16 protein-coding genes and 1 pseudogene are annotated in these 17,860 nt (G+C 58.7%); 4 read left to right on the plus strand and 13 right to left on the minus strand.

Features of this window, described 5'->3' with window-relative positions; all coding sequences use genetic code 11:
• The first annotated feature begins 69 nt into the window (after nt 1-69).
• Entirely contained in the window at nt 70-1,479 is a 1,410-nt protein-coding gene (gene ftsP, locus CVE23_RS01835; RefSeq protein ID WP_049855170.1) for a cell division protein FtsP, read from the plus strand.
• A gap of 75 nt (nt 1,480-1,554) precedes the next feature.
• Here the strand turns inward: ftsP and dkgA are convergent, their stop codons facing one another.
• From dkgA to CVE23_RS01850, 3 genes are all read right to left on the minus strand, one after another.
• Nucleotides 1,555-2,400: a 2,5-didehydrogluconate reductase DkgA gene (gene dkgA, locus CVE23_RS01840; protein ID WP_038917595.1), complete on the minus strand. Its 846-nt coding sequence runs from the start codon at nt 2,398-2,400 to the stop codon at nt 1,555-1,557.
• A gap of 178 nt (nt 2,401-2,578) precedes the next feature.
• Entirely contained in the window at nt 2,579-3,742 is a 1,164-nt protein-coding gene (gene yqhD / locus CVE23_RS01845; protein ID WP_038917596.1) for an alcohol dehydrogenase, read from the minus strand.
• 21 nt (nt 3,743-3,763) lie between these two features.
• Nucleotides 3,764-4,504 carry an NADPH-dependent oxidoreductase gene (locus tag CVE23_RS01850; protein WP_100848736.1) on the minus strand — a complete coding sequence of 247 codons (741 nt, stop codon included), beginning with the start codon at nt 4,502-4,504 and terminating at the stop codon, nt 3,764-3,766.
• Between the two features lie 211 nt (nt 4,505-4,715).
• Here CVE23_RS01850 and CVE23_RS01855 point away from each other — a divergent pair, with 211 nt between their 5' ends.
• Complete coding sequence (locus CVE23_RS01855) at nt 4,716-5,630, plus strand: AraC family transcriptional regulator (RefSeq protein ID WP_100848737.1); 915 nt, start codon at nt 4,716-4,718, stop codon at nt 5,628-5,630.
• Between the two features lie 65 nt (nt 5,631-5,695).
• Here the strand turns inward: CVE23_RS01855 and CVE23_RS01860 are convergent, their stop codons facing one another.
• Nucleotides 5,696-6,355: a DedA family protein gene (locus CVE23_RS01860; RefSeq protein WP_038917599.1), complete on the minus strand. Its 660-nt coding sequence runs from the start codon at nt 6,353-6,355 to the stop codon at nt 5,696-5,698.
• 331 nt (nt 6,356-6,686) lie between these two features.
• Nucleotides 6,687-7,880 (minus strand): cystathionine beta-lyase, encoded by a 1,194-nt coding sequence (gene metC / locus CVE23_RS01870; protein ID WP_100848739.1) that lies wholly within the window; start codon nt 7,878-7,880, stop codon nt 6,687-6,689.
• Between the two features lie 261 nt (nt 7,881-8,141).
• Between metC and exbB the strand changes: the two genes are divergently transcribed.
• Nucleotides 8,142-9,077, plus strand: coding sequence for a tol-pal system-associated acyl-CoA thioesterase (gene exbB, locus CVE23_RS01875; protein ID WP_072093571.1), 936 nt, complete (start codon nt 8,142-8,144; stop codon nt 9,075-9,077).
• A 4-nt stretch (nt 9,078-9,081) separates the two neighbouring features.
• Nucleotides 9,082-9,501, plus strand: a complete 420-nt coding sequence (gene exbD, locus CVE23_RS01880; protein WP_038663030.1) for a TonB system transport protein ExbD — start codon at nt 9,082-9,084, stop codon at nt 9,499-9,501.
• Between the two features lie 130 nt (nt 9,502-9,631).
• Here the strand turns inward: exbD and CVE23_RS01885 are convergent, their stop codons facing one another.
• From CVE23_RS01885 to CVE23_RS22965, 8 genes and pseudogenes are all read right to left on the minus strand, one after another.
• Nucleotides 9,632-10,282, minus strand: coding sequence for a Qnr family pentapeptide repeat protein (locus CVE23_RS01885; RefSeq protein WP_038917601.1), 651 nt, complete (start codon nt 10,280-10,282; stop codon nt 9,632-9,634).
• Between the two features lie 127 nt (nt 10,283-10,409).
• The gene (locus CVE23_RS01890) at nt 10,410-11,429 is read right to left on the minus strand and encodes a substrate-binding domain-containing protein (protein WP_100850388.1); all 1,020 of its coding nucleotides are present in this window, start codon (nt 11,427-11,429) and stop codon (nt 10,410-10,412) included.
• Between the two features lie 49 nt (nt 11,430-11,478).
• On the minus strand, nt 11,479-12,891 hold the full coding sequence (locus CVE23_RS01895; RefSeq protein WP_100848740.1) for a glycoside hydrolase family 32 protein: 1,413 nt from the start codon (nt 12,889-12,891) through the stop codon (nt 11,479-11,481).
• Complete coding sequence (locus tag CVE23_RS01900; RefSeq protein WP_038663021.1) at nt 12,891-14,261, minus strand: sucrose-specific PTS transporter subunit IIBC; 1,371 nt, start codon at nt 14,259-14,261, stop codon at nt 12,891-12,893. The genes CVE23_RS01895 and CVE23_RS01900 overlap by 1 nt, the downstream gene beginning before the upstream one ends.
• Nucleotides 14,262-14,344: 83 nt before the next feature.
• Complete coding sequence (locus tag CVE23_RS01905) at nt 14,345-15,961, minus strand: carbohydrate porin (RefSeq protein WP_100848741.1); 1,617 nt, start codon at nt 15,959-15,961, stop codon at nt 14,345-14,347.
• A 193-nt stretch (nt 15,962-16,154) separates the two neighbouring features.
• The gene (locus tag CVE23_RS01910; protein WP_038917605.1) at nt 16,155-17,078 is read right to left on the minus strand and encodes an aminoimidazole riboside kinase; all 924 of its coding nucleotides are present in this window, start codon (nt 17,076-17,078) and stop codon (nt 16,155-16,157) included.
• Between the two features lie 153 nt (nt 17,079-17,231).
• The gene (locus CVE23_RS01915) at nt 17,232-17,591 is read right to left on the minus strand and encodes a type II toxin-antitoxin system HicB family antitoxin (RefSeq protein WP_049855234.1); all 360 of its coding nucleotides are present in this window, start codon (nt 17,589-17,591) and stop codon (nt 17,232-17,234) included.
• Nucleotides 17,592-17,637: 46 nt separating this feature from the next.
• Nucleotides 17,638-17,754, minus strand: a pseudogene (locus CVE23_RS22965) (type II toxin-antitoxin system HicA family toxin); the annotation flags it as partial.
• Nucleotides 17,755-17,860 lie beyond the last annotated feature (106 nt).

Raw genomic sequence — 17,860 nt, forward strand, 5'->3', positions numbered from 1 at the left:
GGCGTGACCTTACGGGCGGAATATCGGCCCGGGATGGAGTAAAGGATTGAATAGGTTTTCGGAGTCATTATGTCATTGAGTCGGCGTCAGTTTCTTCAGGCCTCGGGCATTGCGCTGTGCGCGGGTGCAATGCCGCTGACGGCCAGAGCCGATGGCGGGCAAAACCCGCTGCCCGTTCCCCCTTTGCTGGAGTCCCGCCGCGGGCAGCCGGTCTTTCTGACCATGCAACAGGCGCAGTGGTCCTTCTCCGGCGAGCGAAAAAATCCGGTATGGGGGTTTAACGGCCGCTATCTCGGCCCGACGGTGCGGGTGTTCAGCAATGATGACGTCAAGCTGATTTACAGCAACCGCCTTAATGAACCGGTGTCGATGACCGTCAGCGGCCTGCAGGTGCCGGGTTCGCTGATGGGCGGCGCCGGCCGCATGATTCAGCCGAATATGGATTGGTCGCCGGTATTGCCGGTTCGTCAGGCGGCGGCTACCTGCTGGTATCACGCCAATACGCCCAACCGCATGGCGCCGCACGTCTATAACGGGCTGGCAGGCCTGTGGCTGGTGGAAGACAACCTCAGCAAGTCGCTGCCTATCCCGAATCATTACGGCGTAGATGATTTCCCGCTGATTATTCAGGACAAACGGCTGGATAACTTTGGCGCGCCGCTGTACAACCCGCCCGGCAGCGGCGGTTTTATGGGGGATACGCTGCTGGTGAACGGCGCGCGGAGCCCGTATGTGGAAGTCTCCCGCGGCTGGGTGCGTCTGCGTCTGCTCAACGCTTCCAACGCCCGTCGCTACGTGATGCGCATGAGCGACGGCCGGCCGCTGCACCTGATCGCCAACGATCAGGGTTTTCTGCCTGCGCCGATGGCGTTGAATCAGGTTTCGCTGGCGCCCGGCGAGCGCCGCGAAGTGCTGGTTGATATGTCCCAGGGCAACGAGGCGACGCTGACCGCCGGCGAATCCGCCAGCATCATGCAGCGGCTGCGCGGATTGTTCGAACCCTCCACTATTTTGGTGTCATCGGCGATTCTGACCCTGCGGCCCACCGGCCTGCTGCCGCTGGTGACCAACACCCTGCCGATGCGCCTGCTGGCCGACAATATCATCGACGGCGCGGTCAGCCGGACGCGAGAATTCCGCCTCGGCGACAGCCTGCCGGGCATCAACGGTGCCATGTGGGACATGAATCGTGTGGATGTGCAAACGCAGGTCGGGCGCTATGAGCGCTGGATTGTGCATGCCGATCAGCCGCAGCCGTTCCACGTTCAGGGCGCGATGTTTCTGGTGCGCAGCGTGAACGGCGGCCTGACGCCGCCGGAGGACAGTGGCTGGAAAGACACGGTGTGGGTGGAAAATGACGTGGAACTGCTGGTGTATTTCGGCCAGTTCTCCACGCCGCAGTTCCCGTTCCTGTATTACAGCCACACGCTGGAAATGGCCGATCGCGGCTCCACGGCTCAATTGGTAGTTCAGCCCTGATGGGCGTTTAGTCGCGCAGCCCTGATAAGCGTCGCCCGCGCGTCAGGCGCGGGCGCGATGTTAGTCTTGGCAATGCTAGTCTTTACGCGGCGCATCGGTGCGCGGCTGATCCGGGTCCGGTCCCAGCCGTTTGCCGCAGTCGAGCGTCGCCACCTCGCTTAACTCTTCTTTCTCCAGCCTGAAGTCAAATACCTCGAAGTTTTCCCGAATACGCGCTGGGGTAACGGATTTGGGGATCACCACCAGACCGCTGTCCAGATGCCAGCGGATCACGATTTGCGCCGGCGTCTTGCCGTATTTTTTCGCCAGCGCGTGAATCACCGGATGGTCGAATACGCCTTCTCCGCCCTGCGCCAGCGGGCTCCAGGATTCGGTCTGAATGTGGTGGGTGGTGTTCCAGGTGTGCAGCATGCGCTGCTGGAACAGCGGGTGCAGCTCTATCTGATTGATGACCGGCATCACGCCGGTTTCTTCTTTCAGGCGCTGCAGGTGGTGCGGGTTGAAATTGCAGACGCCGACGCTTTTCGCCAGCCCCTGTTCCTTGAGATTAAGCAATCCGCGCCAGGCTTCGACGTAGGTGTTCTGCTCCGGCAACGGCCAGTGGATCAGATACAGGTCGACGTACTCCAGCTGCAGTTTGCGCAGGCTTTCCTCTAGCGCCTGACGCGGATGCGCCTGATCGCTGTTCCACAGTTTGGTGGTGATGAAAATATCGCTGCGCGGGATATTGGTTTCCTGTAATGCTTTGCCAACACCCGTTTCGTTCTTGTAAATGGCGGCGGTATCGATGGCGCGATAACCGATGTTCAGGGCTTCGGTAACGGCAGCGGCAGCCTGTTCGTTGCTGGCCTGCCAGACGCCAAGCCCTAGCTGGGGCATGATATTGCCGTCAGCCAGTTTAACCAGAGGTTGCATCGTCATGTCATTCTCCTTGTTATGCGCTTTCTACGCCCGACGCTTGAGGGAGCCAGACGTTATGGCGGTGATGTGGCGATGAGACAAAGACGCCGCCCGAACGGCGGCGTCTGAATGCCGGTTTTCACATCAGGCGGTGCCCGGCGGCATGCCCTAAGTGTAGTCGAAAGTCAGCCTGCCGCGGTTAGCGGGCGGCTTCGTACACGCGGCGGCTGATGTCCAGCGTGATGTCGTGGTGCTCGCCCAGCGCGGTCATGCCGTGCTCTTCAAGCTTCGCCACCATCGCCGGAATGGAGCTGCCGTCCAACTGGTAGTCGGACAGGCGGGTCGGTACGCCCATCTGTTCGAAGAAGGCGCGGGTGGCGGCGATAGCCGCATCAATGCGCTGGTCTTCGGTGCCGTCGCGCAGGTTCCAGACGCGTTCTGCGTATTGCAGCAGTTTTTCACGTTTCTGGACGCGGCGCTCATTGAGCATCGCCGGCAGCACGATAGCCAGCGTCTGGGCGTGGTCCAGCCCATGCATGGCGGTGATTTCATGGCCCAGCATGTGGGTCGACCAGTCTTGCGGCACGCCGGCGCCGATCAGGCCGTTAAGCGCCATGGTGGCGCTCCACATCACGTTGGCGCGTACGTCGTAGTTCTGTTGCTCTTGCAACGCGCGCGGACCTTCTTCGACCAGCGTCAGCAGCAGCCCTTCGGCGAAGCGGTCCTGTACTTTGGCGTTAGCCGGGTAGGTCAGGTACTGTTCGACGGTATGGACAAAGGCATCCACCACGCCGTTGGCGATCTGGCGCTCAGGCAAGGTGTACGTGACTACCGGGTCAAGCACGGCGAAGCGCGGGCACACCAGCGGATTCATGAACGCCTGTTTGTCGCCGCTGCTCTTGCGGGTGATGACCGCGCCGCTGTTGGATTCGGAGCCCGTCGCCGGCAGGGTCAGCACCACGCCCAGCGGAATGGCGGTTTCGACCTGTGCGCCCCAGGTTTGCAGGATGTGCCACGGATCTTCTGCTGCGCTGTAGTGTGCCGCCGCGGCGATGAACTTGGTGCCATCCGCCACTGAACCGCCGCCCACGGCCAGCAGGAAGTCGATTTTTTCCTTACGGACAATCTCAACCGCCTTCATCAGCGTTTCGTAGGTCGGGTTCGGTTCAATACCGGAAAACTCCAGTACGTTATGGCCTTTCAGCGCGTTGATCACCTGGTCGAACACGCCGTTTTTCTTGATGCTGCCGCCGCCGTAGGTGATCAGGATACGGGCGTCCGTCGGGATTTGATCGGCCAGACTGGCGATTTGCCCTTCGCCGAACAGGATTTTGGTCGGGGTATGGAGAGTAAAATTCTGCATGGTTATAAATCCCTTGTAAGGTTACTGGTCCAGTTTGAAGCCTTGCTGTAACAGCGCAGGCAGGACATGGGGGTAATAGACGTATTGATAGTAGCTGGCGGTATTGCTGCCCCAGGCTTCGCCATCGCTGCGTCCTGTTTGCTTCCAGTGGTTAATCAGGGTGTTGTTATATTGTTCGATCGCTGCTGCCAGAGGTTCGGTGCGGTAAACCTCGTCGTGGCGGAACGTATTCAGCGGCAGGCGCGGTTTCTGGTACGCCGGTTGGTCTACATAGCCTAGCGCCAATCCAACGACCGGGAATGTCAGCGGCGGCAGTTCCAGCAGGTCGATCATACCCTGTGGATTACGGCGCACGCCGCCGATTGGCACAATACCGAGGCCAAAGGCGTGGGCGGCGGTGATCAGAGTACCCAGCGCGATGCCGACATCGGTGGAGCCGGAAACGATGCTCTCGACGCTCTCGTTGGCGTGCTGTTCTTTGCCGCTCATGGCAATGCCGGCCGCGGTTTTGTGCATGTCCAGAACCAGTGTCAGGAAGACCGGAGCCTGGGCGATCCAGGGCTGTCCTCCCGCCAGTTCGGCGATGCGGGCGCGCCGGGCCGGGTCACGGGTTACTACGATGGAAACCTGCTGCGAATTCACCGACGTCGGCGCCAGACGCGCGGCCTCGATAATGGTGGATAGCACCTCTTCCGGAATCGGTTTGTCCAGATAGCTGCGCTCGCTGCGATGATGAGTGAGTAACTCAATGGTTTGATTCATGGGGATTCCTTGTCATGCACGGCCGAGCCATTACGTGATGGCTGGTGGAACGGCGTACATTAATGTGGATTTTATTCTCGGCTTCTCCCGGTGTTCCGGCAATGCTCATTTCTCGCTATGTATTGCCTGTTTCTGCAAAGCTTAGGAGAAAAGGGTGATTCTATCGCACATATATGTCACTTTATTTCCGTTGTCAGTAAGAGATGAATATATGCAAAGTCCTAGCCCACGCCAGCGTTTGGTCAATCTGGCGATGCTGCACACCGCCGGCAATGGCGTCAGTCAGACCCCGATTCCGCAGGTCAAGGTGATTTACATCGACCGCCACGGCGCGCGGGCGCCGGTGCTGTACGACCCTCGTATCGTGATCGTTTTTCAGGGTCACAAGGTGGGGTATCTGGGAGACAAGGTCTTCCAGTATGACCCGGACAACTACCTGCTGATGACGGTGCCGCTGCCGTTCGAGTGCGAAAGTTTCGCCAGCCCGGAAAATCCGCTGGTCGGCATTTCCATCCGGGTGGATATCCCGATTCTGCAAGATCTGTTGATCGAGATGGGGGATGACGGCTGCGGCGAGAAACGACGTGCCGATAGCGCCGGCATCAACAGCGTGCCGCTTAACGAGGCCATCCTGTGTGCGACGGAGCGATTGCTGGAGGCGATGGCGAACACCCGCGACGCCAGGGTGCTGGGGCCGTGGATTGTGCGTGAAATTCTCTACCATGTGCTGTGCGGACCCTGCGGCGATTCGTTACAGGCGCTGATGAACCGCTACAGCCATTTCAGCCAGATTGCCCGCGCGCTGCGCTATATCGAAAACCATTACGCGGACAACCTGAGCGTGGAGCGGCTGGCAATGGAAGTGAACATGAGCGTGTCGGCGTTTCACCATAACTTTAAGGCGGTGACCAACACCTCGCCCGTGCAGTACCTGAAGTCCTACCGGCTGCACAAGGCGCGTTTGTTGATGGTGCATGACGGGCTGAAAGCCAATGCGGCCTCCATGCAGGTGGGGTACGAAAGTTCTTCGCAGTTCAGCCGGGAATTCAAGCGCTTCTTTGGCGTTACGCCAGGCGATGAAGTCGCCAGACTGCGTTCGGGGTCAGGGGTGGTGGAGAGCAGTTGAACCGCGCATGAACCGCATATCGATTATCCGGCGGCGCGTGTTTGCTCCGCCGGTAATTGTATTTCTCAGGCCATCGCCCGTTTTTTACGCCACAACACCAGCAGCATCCCCACCAGCCCGCTGAACAACAACACCAGCGGCAGAATGCACAGCGCGGTCATGACCTGATCTTCATAGCGTTTGACCAGCGGAATCTGGCTGAGAGCGTAGCCCAGCGTGACGATACCGGTGACCCACAGAAAACCGCTCAACCAGTTGAAAATCTGAAAGCGGGTGCTGCTCAGTCCGGACACCCCGGCAATGGTCGGCAACAAGGTCCGCACGAACGCCAGAAAACGACCAATCAGCAGCGCTGCCAGCCCATGCTGGTGGAACAGGTTGTGGGTGCGTTGATGATAGTGAGCCGGCAACTGATGCAGCCATTTCTTCACCAGCCGGGTATCGCCCAGCCAGCGCCCTTGCAGGTAACTCAGCCAGCAGCCGAGGCTGGCGGCCACGGTCAACAGCACCATAGTGGGAATAAAGCTCATCACGCCTTTGGCGATCATGGCGCCGGTCAGCAGCAACAGGCTGTCGCCGGGCAGAAAGGAGGCGGGCAGCAAACCGTTTTCCAGAAACAGGGTGGTGAAAAGCACGCCATAAATGACCCATACCACACGTGGATCGGCCAGCGCGCTGAAGTCTTGTTGCCACAGCGCCTGAATAATTTCATGAACAACACTCATATCGCATCCTGTCTGGTTTGCTATAACCCCTGAAGCCGCGTAAATACGCCGCACTAAGAGCCTATCCCAATAGGGCTATTTTACTTGCCATTTTGGACCTGGGCAGTGCTCGAACTCCTCACGTACTACGTGTACGCTCCGGGTTCTGCGCGCTGTCCGCGTCCAAACTGGCTGCGCCAATGACGCCTATTGGGATAGGCTCTAAGCCTGAAAAGACGAGCATCAGGATAGGGTAAAAAAGGTAAACGTATTATCATCATTGTTACTGTTCATCATATACGCTTTGCCTCACTTACCACAGCGGCATCAGGGGGCCGGAGGGATAGTGGCGTCACATTTCCCGCAATCTCCTGAAGCCGGTTTCCAAATCGGCGATCAAATCGTCGCAATCTTCCAGGCCGATGTGCAGCCGTACCAGCGTACCGGTAAAGTCGACGCCGCCTGCCGGGCGAATCGCCGCCAGTTCTTCCGGCTGATTAGCCAGAATCAGCGATTCGAAACCGCCCCAGGAATAGGCCATGCGGAAGTGGCTAAAATGGTCGAGATAATGGGCCAGTTGCTCGCGGTTTAGCTTCTCTTTCAGCACGAATGAGAACAGGCCGTTGGCGCCGCTGAAATCCCGCACGAAGAATTCATGCCCTTTGCAACCGGGCAGCGCCGGGTGGTTGACCGTCGCCACTTCCGGGCGTTCCGCCAGCCAGCGCGCCACGCGCAAGCCGTTTTCCTGATGCTGCTGCAACCTGACGCCGAGCGTCCGCAGCCCGCGGCTGGCCATGTAGGCGCTGTCGGCGTCGGCCATTTGCCCCATCAGGTAGGACTGCTCGCGCAGTTGATCCCAGCAGCGCGCGTTGGCGACGGCGGTGCCAATCATGACATCGGAGTGACCAGTGATGTATTTGGTGCCGGACTGAATCGAAATATCTACGCCAAGATCAAGCGGCCGGAACAGCACGCCGGCCGCCCAGGTGTTGTCGATCATGATGACGATATCCGGGTTAACGCGGCGCACGGCGGCGACAATCGCCGGAACGTCCTGTACTTCCATGGTGATGGAACCGGGAGATTCCAGAAACACGACCCGGGTATTGGGTTGGATTAGACTGGCGATGTCGCCGCCGATCATCGGATCGAAAAAGGTGGTGCTGATGTTCATTTTGTTCAGCACTTTGTTACAAAAATCCTGCGTCGGTTCATAGGCGGAACCCGTGACCAACAGGTGATCGCCCGCCGAGATAAACGATACGATGGCGTTGGCGGTGGCCGCGGCGCCGCAGGGGTAAAGCGCACAGCCCGCGCCGCCTTCCAGTTCGGTCATGGCGTCCTGAAAAGCGAAGTGGGTCAGGGTGCCGCGGCGACCGTAAAACAGCGCGCCTTTGGCGCGGTTGATGGTAGCGTGTTTCTTGTCCTGCACGCTGTCGAATACCAGCGAAGAGGCGCGCTGAATCACCGGGTTTACCGCCCCCTGGGTCACTCTTTTGCTGCGCCCGGCGGCCACCAGCGCGGTGGCGATTTTTTTACTCGTCATACGGCATCACCTGTAGCTCAAACATTCCTTGCGTCTATTCCCGTACGTTATCACGGCTGGGATGACAGGGGGGCGGCTTTTCTTATCAAGATGAATATGTCGTTGATGCGATGCAGCGAATGTGCCGGGAAACGGCGCGTTAGAGGTAAAGCGTGCAGCAAAATGCGTAAATAATAATGAGAACGACTATCAATTAATTCTGGGTTTGGTATCATTTTCGCCAGATTAAAGTGGCATGAAAATGATTGGTGGAGGCACAGCGTGTATACGGCTGACAAGAATATTAACCAACGGGGATCATCAGTCTGGCGTAAGTCCGGCCGTGTGTTCGGGGGCTTTACTCATCGTCTGATGGCGTTCGCGTTGCTGGGCATGGCAGGCGGCGCATTGGCCGCGCCGACGTCGGCGCCGATCGCGACCGGCACGGCAGCGGCGACGGTTGCTCCGTCCGCGCCGCCGGGAGCCGTCAGCAGCCTGATGAGCACGGATCTGTCCGTCTGGGGAATGTATCAGCACGCTGACGTGGTGGTAAAAACGGTGATGATCGGCCTGTTGCTGGCATCCGTGGTTACCTGGGCGATCTTCTTCGGCAAGAGCGCCAGCCTGATGAGCGCCAAAAAGCGCATCCGTCGAGAGTATCAGGCGTTGGACGATGCCCGCTCGCTGGATGACGCGTCGGATATCGCCGGCGTGTTCAAGCCGGGCAGCGTTTCGCTGCAACTGCTGGCGGATGCCCGCAATGAGCAGGAGCTGTCCGAACGTTCCGACGACAATAACGGCATCAAAGAGCGCACCGCGTTTCGTTTTGAACGCCGGGTGGCGGCTACCGGGCGTCAGATGGGGCGCGGCACCGGTTATCTGGCGACGGTGGGCGCTATCGCGCCGTTTATCGGTCTGTTCGGTACCGTCTGGGGCATCATGAACAGCTTTATCGGCATCGCCCAGTCGCAGACCACCAATCTGGCGGTGGTGGCGCCGGGTATCGCCGAAGCGCTGCTGGCGACGGCCGTCGGTCTGGTCGCGGCGATTCCGGCGGTGGTGATCTATAACGTGTTCGCGCGCTGGACGGCCAGCTACAAGGCGATAGTAGGCGATGTGGCCGCGCAGATTCTGCTGTTGCAGAGCCGCGATCTGGATATTGCAGCCAGTACCGGCAACGCCTCTTCTTCACCGGCGCAGAAACTGCGGGTAGGGTAAGTCGATGGCGATGCATCTGAACGACGGGCAGAGTGAAAACGGTGAAATGCATGACATCAACGTGACGCCGTTTATCGACGTTATGCTGGTGCTGCTGATCATCTTCATGGTGGCGGCGCCGCTGGCGACGGTGGATGTGCGGGTCAACCTGCCGGCCTCCAGCGCCACGCCGCAGCCGCGCCCGGAAAAACCGGTGTTCCTGACGGTGAAGGCCGATAAACAGCTCTATCTGGGCGACGATGCGATCACCGAAGCGACGCTGGCTCAGGCGCTGGAAGCCAAAACCCTGGGCAATAAAGACACCACCATTTTCTTTCAGGCAGACAAGAGTGTGGATTATGAAACCCTGATGCGGGTGATGGATTCGCTGCGTGAGTCGGGCTATCTCAAAATTGGCCTGATGGGCGCGGAGAAAGCACGCTGAGTCGCGGTTTGCTGCCTGCACTGAACCACCGCTCCGGCGGTGGTTTTTTTATGGGCGTCTGGTTTTTTGCACGCTGCCGCGAATAAACCGAGAGAGCTGGCGGCGCCTGACGGATTCTTGCGGCTTTCAACTATTGTTCAATCACGATTATTCCAAGACGCTCCATCAACGTATTTATCTGATAATTATCTAACTTCACGCCTTCGAGGTTTGTCGAGCGCACATCAAGCTCCCCCAATTCTGAGTTGATTAAATCGCATTGCGTAAAGTCGGCGGAACGCCAGTCAAAAGAAGTAAACTCTCCCCCTGATAAATCGGAGCCGACAAAGCTGGCGCCGTTGACATTCGCGCCCGTCCAGCGGTTTTCCCAAAGCTCACACTTTTCCAGTATGACGCCCGACAGGTTGGCGTAACTTAAATTTGATTTCGTGATGTAGGCGCTGCAAAACCATGTGCGGGCGGTAATCCTGTTCATGAAGCTGGCGTCCCGGAAGTCAGCGCCCTGCGCCCGGCAGTCGCGTATTTCAATGCCCAGAGCCTTCACCGAGCGGAAATTGCACAGCGACAAATCACAGTTTTTAAAGCTGGCGTCTTTCAATGTCGCTCTATAAAAATTACAGCCCATTTGGCTTTCTTGATCGAAAAACTGGCAGTCCAAAAACTGAGTATCAGTTAAATCGCAGCCGGCAAAGTCGCAATTATGGAATTTACAGTTTTCGACGCGCTGATGGGTGAAGCGATCCGCACTAAACTTTTGCTCTTCAAAGGTCTGGGCATTCATTATCATACCTGTAAATATAACCAGTTGTCGGTTATCTTACCGGTCGCCAGCCTCGCAAGCTACTTTTTGTCGCGCTTCTCTTTTTGTCACGCTATCTCTTCAGTGAGGTCTTCCAGATGCATCGCCTTCAGGCGCGGGAGTCCGGGTGACGCCAGTGCAGGCGGGTCGGCACATACACGCGGCTTTCCTGCAACGGCTGCCCTTCAATCAGCGCGTTGATCATCCCGAAGCTGTTGCGCGCCAGCGTCTCGCAATCCTGCGCCACGGTATCGATCTTCATCGGCAGGCAATCAAACAGGTAGTGATCGTCAAAACTGCACAGCCGCATGTCGCAGTCCATCAGGTTGTGCTGGTTCAGGTAGCGCAGCACCCCTTCCAGCAGGCCGCAGGCGGCGGTAAACAGCGCCCTGGGCGGGCGGCCGAGGCGGGCGCACAGTTGGGCGAACATCTCGTAACCGGCGCTGGAATGATAGTTGCCGTGGATAATCCATTCCGGGCGGCACTCGACGCCGGCGCGCTCCAGCCCGAGCTGAAAACCGGCCAATCGATCGCGGGTGGGGGAAATGCGCGGCTGACCGCCGATGAAATAGAATTCGTCCGGATGCTGACGGGCGATGTTTTCCACCAGCGTGGCGGTCGATTCCACCGCCTCGGAGACCACCATCGGCAGGTCGGACTCGCCGATCACCCGGTCGAACTGCAATACCGGCAACTGCTGGTTAATCTTCTGGTATTCGACATCGCTCAGCATGCTGGACGCGACGATCAGGCCATCCACCTGACGCTGAATCAAGCTGTTGACCGCCATCATTTCCTGGCTGGCGTTCTCATCGGTACAGGCAATCAGCAATTGCAACCCGGCTTCCCGACACAGGCACTCCAGTTCGCGGGAGATCACCGCAAAACCGTAGTTGGTCATTTCCGGCACCACCAGCCCCAGCGTGTTGCTGCGGCTGGAGCGCAAAGAGCGGGCGTGGATGCTGGGTTGATAGCGTTGCTGCTGCGCCAGCGCCAGCACCCGGTCACGGGTTTCGTCCGAAACGCGGAACTCTTTGCTGCGGCCATTGAGAACCAGACTGGCGGTGGATTTGGATACTCCCGCCAGTCGTGCGATGTCGCTGATTGTGACGCGTTTGGTCTGTTTCACCGTGGTATCTTTAGAGAACAATGTGCCTTTAATGGCATGAAAAGGAACCTTATTCTATCACGCACGGTGCCAACAGCCAGTGTTGCAACGTGATGCGACCCGAGCCGCTGAAGCTGACCATGGCGTCGCTGGTGGGGAAATAGCGTGATGACATCACCGCCTGCCCGTGGTTGATAAAAATTTCCACGCTGGAGCGGTCGCACAGAATCTGCAAGTGGTGCAGCGGGCCGTCATGCCAGTAACGGTGTTCCGGCTCGTTGGTGCGGCGATTGCGACGGCTCAGGGTCAGGCGTTCGCCGTCCCAGCACAGCACCATCACCCCGGCGAAGTTGATCTGAAATTCACCCTGTGTGTCCAGCATGAGTTCCGCGCTGCTGGCGGGCAGCGCGGGCGCGTAGTTAGCGACGCCCTGCCACAGATGTTCCAGATGACGCAGGCTTTGCAGCTCGCGCGCCGGTTGCTGATAAACCCGATCATCGCGCAGCGTCAGTTCGCGCGGGCAGGTCATGGTATGGATCCAGCCGTGCGTGATTGTCGGTTGAAAGAATTCGTCCTGATCCGGCACGCCCATCCAGCCGAACAGCAGACGGCGGCCATCTTCGCTCTGCGTGGTTTGCGGTGCGTAAAATTCGAAGCCCAGATCCAGTTCGTGGAACGCCTGATGGGGGAAACTGCCGTTGTCGTAGTCGAGCGAACCGATGAAATAACCGGACTGATGGGTATTCAGGTAGCGCTCTTCTTCGGCTGGCAGCCCTTGCGGACAGCAGATCAACACCTCATGGTTTTCTAGTGCGAACAGGTCCGGGCATTCCCACATGTAACCGAAATCGCCCAGCCCGTTGAGGCGGGAGCCGGCGATTTCACCCAGAGAATGCCATTGCAGCAGGTCGGATGACCGATACAGCAGCACTTTGCCCTGTAAATCCACATCCTGTGCGCCCAGCACCATGTACCAGTTGTCCTGATGACGCCAGACCTTCGGGTCGCGGACGTGGCCGGTGTACCCTTCCGGCAATGACAGCACCGGGCCGACCTTGTCGAATTCGCCGTCGTCGTTGGCGCGCGCCAGGCACTGATACGCGGTGCGTGAGCCGTCGTCGTATTTCACGTTGCCGGTATAAATCAGCGCCAGAGCGTCGTTGTCCACCACGGCGGAGCCAGAGTAGCAGCCGTGGCTTTCATAGCTTTCTGATGGCACCAGCGCCACCGGTTCGTGACGCCAGTGCACCAGATCGGCGGAGCTCCAGTGCCCCCAGAACTTGGCGCCGTGGGCGCAGGCCTGCGGATTCCACTGATAAAACAGATGGTAACGCCCCTTATGCTGCACGAAGCCATTCGGATCGTTCAGCAGCCCGACCAGCGGCGACAGGTGCCACTGCGGACGATGCGGGTCATAGGTTTGCCGTGACGGTCCGGACATCAGGGCGTAGGCCATGCGTTTTAACAGATGGATTTCCTTCATTATGCGTTGTCCGTTTTGTATTTCAGCAACAGAGAGATCAGGAAGGCTGCGCCAAAGGCGATCAACATGCCAATCAGATAATTCAGGATTGAGCCTGCCTGTACGATGGCAAGGCCCGGAATGCCGGTCAGCCCGACCGCCGTCATGTTGACGTGGTTGGCGACGACCCAGGCGCCGCCCAGCGCGCCGCCCGCCAGCCCGGCCAGAAACGGTTTGATGAAGCGCAGGTTAATCCCGAAGATCGCCGCTTCGGTAATGCCGAGCAGACAGGAAAGCGACGACGGCACGGCGATGGCTCTGATTTTAGCGTCGCGGGTTTTGAAGTACACCGCCAGACAGGCGCCGCCCTGCGCTACGTTAGCCATCGCCCAGATCGGCAGCAGGAAGTTGACGCCGATGGACGGGTTACCCAGCAGCCCGGCTTCAATAGCATGGAAGCTGTGGTGCACGCCGGTGATGACGATAGCCGAATAAAGCCCGCCGAACAGCAGCCCGGCCAGCCAGCCGGCGTGGGCAATCAGGGTGCTCAGCACTAAGGAAATGCCGTCGCCCAGCATACGGCCCGCCGGGCCAATCACCAGCATGGCGACGAAGCCGGAAATGATCACGGTCAGGAACGGCGTCACGATGATATCCAGCGCGTTCGGCACCACCTTGCGCAGGCGCTTTTCCACCAGACTCATGAACCAGACCGCCAGCAATACCGGGAACACGGTGCCCTGATAGCCGATCATGGCGAATTCCAGACCGAACAGGTGCATGGTCTTGAAACCGCCGGCTACGCCCCAGGCGTTGGTCAGCGCCGGGTGGGTGAGGATGCCGCCCAGCGTCGCGCCCAGATAAGGGTTGCCGCCGAATTCACGCGCGGCGGTAAAGCCGATCAGAATCGGCAGAATGATGAAAGCGGCGGAGCTGAACATATCCAGCATCACGAAAATGGCGCTGCCGGCGTCGACCCAGCCGTAGGTCTTGATCATGCCGAGCAGGCCCATCAGCAGGCCGGAGGCGACAATCGCCGGGATAATCGGCACGAAAATGTTCGACAGCAAGCGCGCCAGCCGTTGCAGCGGGTTGAGCTTTTGCGCCGCCAGCGTGGCGGTTTCGGCGGTGCTGGTTTCGCTGATGCCGGCGGCCTTGATGAACTCGGCGTAGACCTTGTTCACCAGCCCGGAGCCAAAAATGATCTGCATCTGGCCGGCATTCTGGAAACACCCTTTGACGCCCTCGACGCTTTCGATGGCGGTTTTATCGGCCAGGCTGTCATCGTTGAGCACCAGCCGCAGGCGGGTGGCGCAGTGCGCGGCGCTGGCGATATTTTCCCTGCCGCCCAGCAAGGGAATCAGGGATGCCGCAGTGGCATGAATATCCATAGTATTCCTCTTTTATCAATAACAGGTGTGCGGTCACCCGTCACCGGTAGCATAAGCCTTGCCGGTGACGGCCGCGTTAACCGTTAAAACCAGGTTTCCATCTGGACGCCGAAGGTCCATTCGCCGCCGGCTTTGAAGCCGGTGGAGCCGAAGGCGTCGTCGCTGGCGTAGTTATCCAGCCGCTTGTCCCAATCCATGTAACTGGCGAAGACGCGCAGTTCCGGACGGCTTAATAAATTGGAGATATCGCCCACTTTGAACGTCGGGGCGAAAGTCAGCTTGTAGAACCCGCCGCTTACCTGATTACGCGATAAGTATCCCTGAGGATCCAGATTCATATATTGATAGCTGCCTTCATAGGCCAGTGCGAAGTTTTCGGTGATTTCCTGAATAAAGCGCGCATTAAATGTCACCCAGCGATAGTCATCCCCCTGAACGTAACGATCTTTGCTGCTTTGCGCCAGAATCGCCGGGGCGAAGCTCCAGGTTTTATTCAGCGCGGTAGTGCCGTAGGTCGCCAGGCGCCAGGTACTGGCATTCTGGGTCAGGTTGCCGTCGGAACCGATGGATTTAACTTCGCCGCCGAGGCCGTGGCCGTACAGCAGCGCCACTTTGGACGTCCCGTCGCGCAGGCCGTAGAAGCTGTCGCCGTGCCAGGCGGCCAGCGCGTGATAACCGCTGTCGCCGGCATTGGTGTTGGTGACGTTGTTGGCGTTGTTGCGCCCGGTATTTTCTTTTATGTCGTTGTTGCGGGCGCGCAGGCCGCTCAGCATGAACTGGAACGGGCCGACGAAGTTATTGCTGGTGACGATGTAGTTCTGGATCTCATTGTCCAGCGTGGTGATCTCGCCGAGGCTGCGGCCGTACAGGGAGAAGTTGGTTTTCCAGCCATCCACCGGTTTCACGTCGTAGATACCGCCGCCGGTTCCTGCCAGGAACACCACGTCGGAGTCGATCCAGTGGATGTCGAAGTTGTCGCGGTCAAAACGCTTACCTGCCCACAGCGTGGTGTCCTTGAAGGCGCCGGTGAACGTCGGCAGCGAGCCCAACTCCACAAACGCTTCGCGCACGTTCAGGTCGCTGGTGCTGGCGGTCCAGTCGTTATAGCTGCGCTGGCCGTCCGCCATCATCACTTTGAAACGGGTGGTGGCGCCGTTATCCAGTTTGGTGCGGTGTTCCAGCTTCAGTTCCAGGTAGGTGTCGTCTTCGTTGCCCAGACGGCCGACATGGCCGCCGGTTTCACCGGCCGGCGTCATACTGGGGCCGATGTTCGCCTTCGAACTGGTGACGGAATCGTGGATAGCCAGGCCGGAACGGGCATAACCGTGGAACTCAAAGCCATCGGCGATACTGCGCTTGCTGGCCAGCGAGTCGGTTTTCAGCGCTACCTGCTGGGTCTGCTGTTCGTTTTGCGTGGCGCGCGCCGCGACCTGTTGGGTTTGCTGCGCCACTTGCTGGGTGGTTTGTTCCACCTGCTGGGTTTTCTGCTCGACCTGCGCAGTGCGAGCCGCCAGTTGTTTAGCTTGTTTTTCGGCGGCGTCGGCGCGGGCTTCCGCTTGCTTCGCGCGTTGCTCCGCCTGCAACAGACGCTGCTCCAGCGCGTTCAGACGCGCTTCAATGCTATCAGAAGGGGCTGCCAGCGCCTGAGAGGTACAGAGTGCGAGTCCCACGGCGGCGGCAAGATAACCTGGCTTTATCATGTTGGGTTTTCCCTTGGATGGTCAGATGGTTTTTTTGTTTTGCTAAATTGCTAAACCGGTTATGCAGCGAAAGCTAAATGGGGCCGAAGGGGTTGGCAAGGAATTTTGTTTTCTTGCTGTGCTAACTGTGATCATGACAACAAAACCCGCTCCCGACGGTGCAATGCGGTCGTCGGGAACAGGCTCTGAAAGGCTATAGCGAGGCGGTGAGTTGATGGGCGAACGGCAGCGCCGTCATCGCGCCTTTGGCGGTGGTCGCCAGCGCGCCGCAGCGCTGCGCCTGCGTGAGTACGGTATGCCAGTCGTCAATCTGGTACAGGCTATCGTAGCCGGCCAGTGCGGCGAGCATGCCGGCGACAAAGGCGTCGCCCGCGCCGGTGGTGTCGACCGGGGTGACGCGGTGCGCCAGGAAATGGCGCAACTGGTGGCCGTCATGCAGCCAGACGCCGTCGCCGCCCTGAGTAATCAGCAACCGCTTGATGGGGTATCGGGCCATCAGGTTGGCGCTGCCCTGACGAATGTCCTCGCTGCCGCTGAGAAACCGGAATTCCTCTTCCGACAGTTTCACTACGTCCGCCAGCGCCAGCACTTGATCCAGACAGGTTCTCAACTCCTGCTCGCTGTGCCACAGGTCGGCGCGGATATTCGGGTCAAAACTGACCCATCCTTGGGCGGCGCGAATCCGCGTTATCGCTTCCAGCGCCGTGCTGCGCGACGGTTCACGCGACAGGGCGATGGAGCACAGGTGCAGCCATTCGCTGCGCTGAAACGCCGGCAGGTCGGACGGTTGCAGGAACAGATCGGCGCTGGGGCGCACCATAAACGTGAAGGTGCGCTCACCCTGGGCATCCAGACTCACCACCACGGTGGAGGTGCGGTGTTCCGCATCCGGTTGCATGTGACGGACATCCACCTGCTCGCGGGCCAGTACGTCGCGCAGGAAGTGACCGAACGCGTCCTCGCCGACGCGGCCAATAAAGCCGCTGTGTCCGCCCAATCGGGCGACGCCCACGGCGACGTTGGCGGGCGCGCCCCCCGGACATTTCAGATAGCGCTCCTCGCCTTCCGGAATGAGGTCGACCACCGCATCGCCCATTACCCATACTTTGTGAGACATAATTACACTCTTTATCGGGGATAGTTAAACTGTTGGCTAAAATAGAAGAAACGGTTTAGCTAATCAACTCGTTGATCGGCGAGGGGCATGAAAAGCTCATCAGGAACGCGGTTTATGGTTGTGGTGTATACCCTAAGCAGTTTGAAACCGCCGTCACGCGTGTTTCATTCTCTCGTTTAGCGTCTCGATGATGAAGGCGTTGACAGAGGTTCCCTGCTCGGCAGCAGCTTGATTCAAACGTTCCCCGAACGACTCAGGGTAGCGTAACGTAAATGTTTTAATCCTTTCCTGGCGGACGTATGGCTCAATGCCCGCTGCGCTGCAGTCATCCAGATACTCGCGCAGTGAGATTTCACCTTCTTTTTTCAGCCCCTGAATGCTGTCCGACACAAAATCACAATAGCCGGTCAGACCCAGAAACTTGCCACGAAATGCGCCAAGTTCCGGCACATAACTGATAACAGCCAGTTGTCCGGCTATCTCAATGGTGTTTGGCGTGGATGGTTTGCTCATGGCTTCACTCCTATGCTTTCAAGCCAGTCGCGCAGGTTGGCTACTGCGCCTTTATCAGTGACTCGATATCGGCCCATTTGATGCCTGACTGGACGGGCGATTTAAACACCTGTTCAAGCGTACTTTTTTGCCTCTTCCGTAGTGATGAAACCTGCGCTTTCATTCCCTCGCCTCACGACGTCACTTCCTGAAGTCATTATCAAAACCACCATAAGTGAAGTTAAGTCATGAAGTCATGTATTATATGGACGCCTCTCATTCTCTAACTG

This window comes from Dickeya fangzhongdai (assembly GCF_002812485.1).
Taxonomy (GTDB): domain Bacteria; phylum Pseudomonadota; class Gammaproteobacteria; order Enterobacterales; family Enterobacteriaceae; genus Dickeya; species Dickeya fangzhongdai.

Bases quoted from the DNA above. Each gene is read 5' to 3' on its own strand.
- CVE23_RS01910 (WP_038917605.1), bottom strand. From the start codon at position 17,078: ATGTCTCACAAAGTATGGGTAATGGGCGATGCGGTGGTCGACCTCATT.
- exbD (WP_038663030.1), top strand. From the start codon at position 9,082: ATGGCGATGCATCTGAACGACGGGCAGAGTGAAAACGGTGAAATGCAT.
- CVE23_RS01895 (WP_100848740.1), bottom strand. From the start codon at position 12,891: ATGAAGGAAATCCATCTGTTAAAACGCATGGCCTACGCCCTGATGTCC.
- CVE23_RS01915 (WP_049855234.1), bottom strand. From the start codon at position 17,591: ATGAGCAAACCATCCACGCCAAACACCATTGAGATAGCCGGACAACTG.
- CVE23_RS01885 (WP_038917601.1), bottom strand. From the start codon at position 10,282: ATGAATGCCCAGACCTTTGAAGAGCAAAAGTTTAGTGCGGATCGCTTC.
- CVE23_RS01855 (WP_100848737.1), top strand. From the start codon at position 4,716: ATGCAAAGTCCTAGCCCACGCCAGCGTTTGGTCAATCTGGCGATGCTG.
- CVE23_RS01860 (WP_038917599.1), bottom strand. From the start codon at position 6,355: ATGAGTGTTGTTCATGAAATTATTCAGGCGCTGTGGCAACAAGACTTC.
- CVE23_RS01905 (WP_100848741.1), bottom strand. From the start codon at position 15,961: ATGATAAAGCCAGGTTATCTTGCCGCCGCCGTGGGACTCGCACTCTGT.
- CVE23_RS01850 (WP_100848736.1), bottom strand. From the start codon at position 4,504: ATGAATCAAACCATTGAGTTACTCACTCATCATCGCAGCGAGCGCAGC.
- metC (WP_100848739.1), bottom strand. From the start codon at position 7,880: ATGACGAGTAAAAAAATCGCCACCGCGCTGGTGGCCGCCGGGCGCAGC.
- ftsP (WP_049855170.1), top strand. From the start codon at position 70: ATGTCATTGAGTCGGCGTCAGTTTCTTCAGGCCTCGGGCATTGCGCTG.
- yqhD (WP_038917596.1), bottom strand. From the start codon at position 3,742: ATGCAGAATTTTACTCTCCATACCCCGACCAAAATCCTGTTCGGCGAA.
- dkgA (WP_038917595.1), bottom strand. From the start codon at position 2,400: ATGACGATGCAACCTCTGGTTAAACTGGCTGACGGCAATATCATGCCC.
- CVE23_RS01900 (WP_038663021.1), bottom strand. From the start codon at position 14,261: ATGGATATTCATGCCACTGCGGCATCCCTGATTCCCTTGCTGGGCGGC.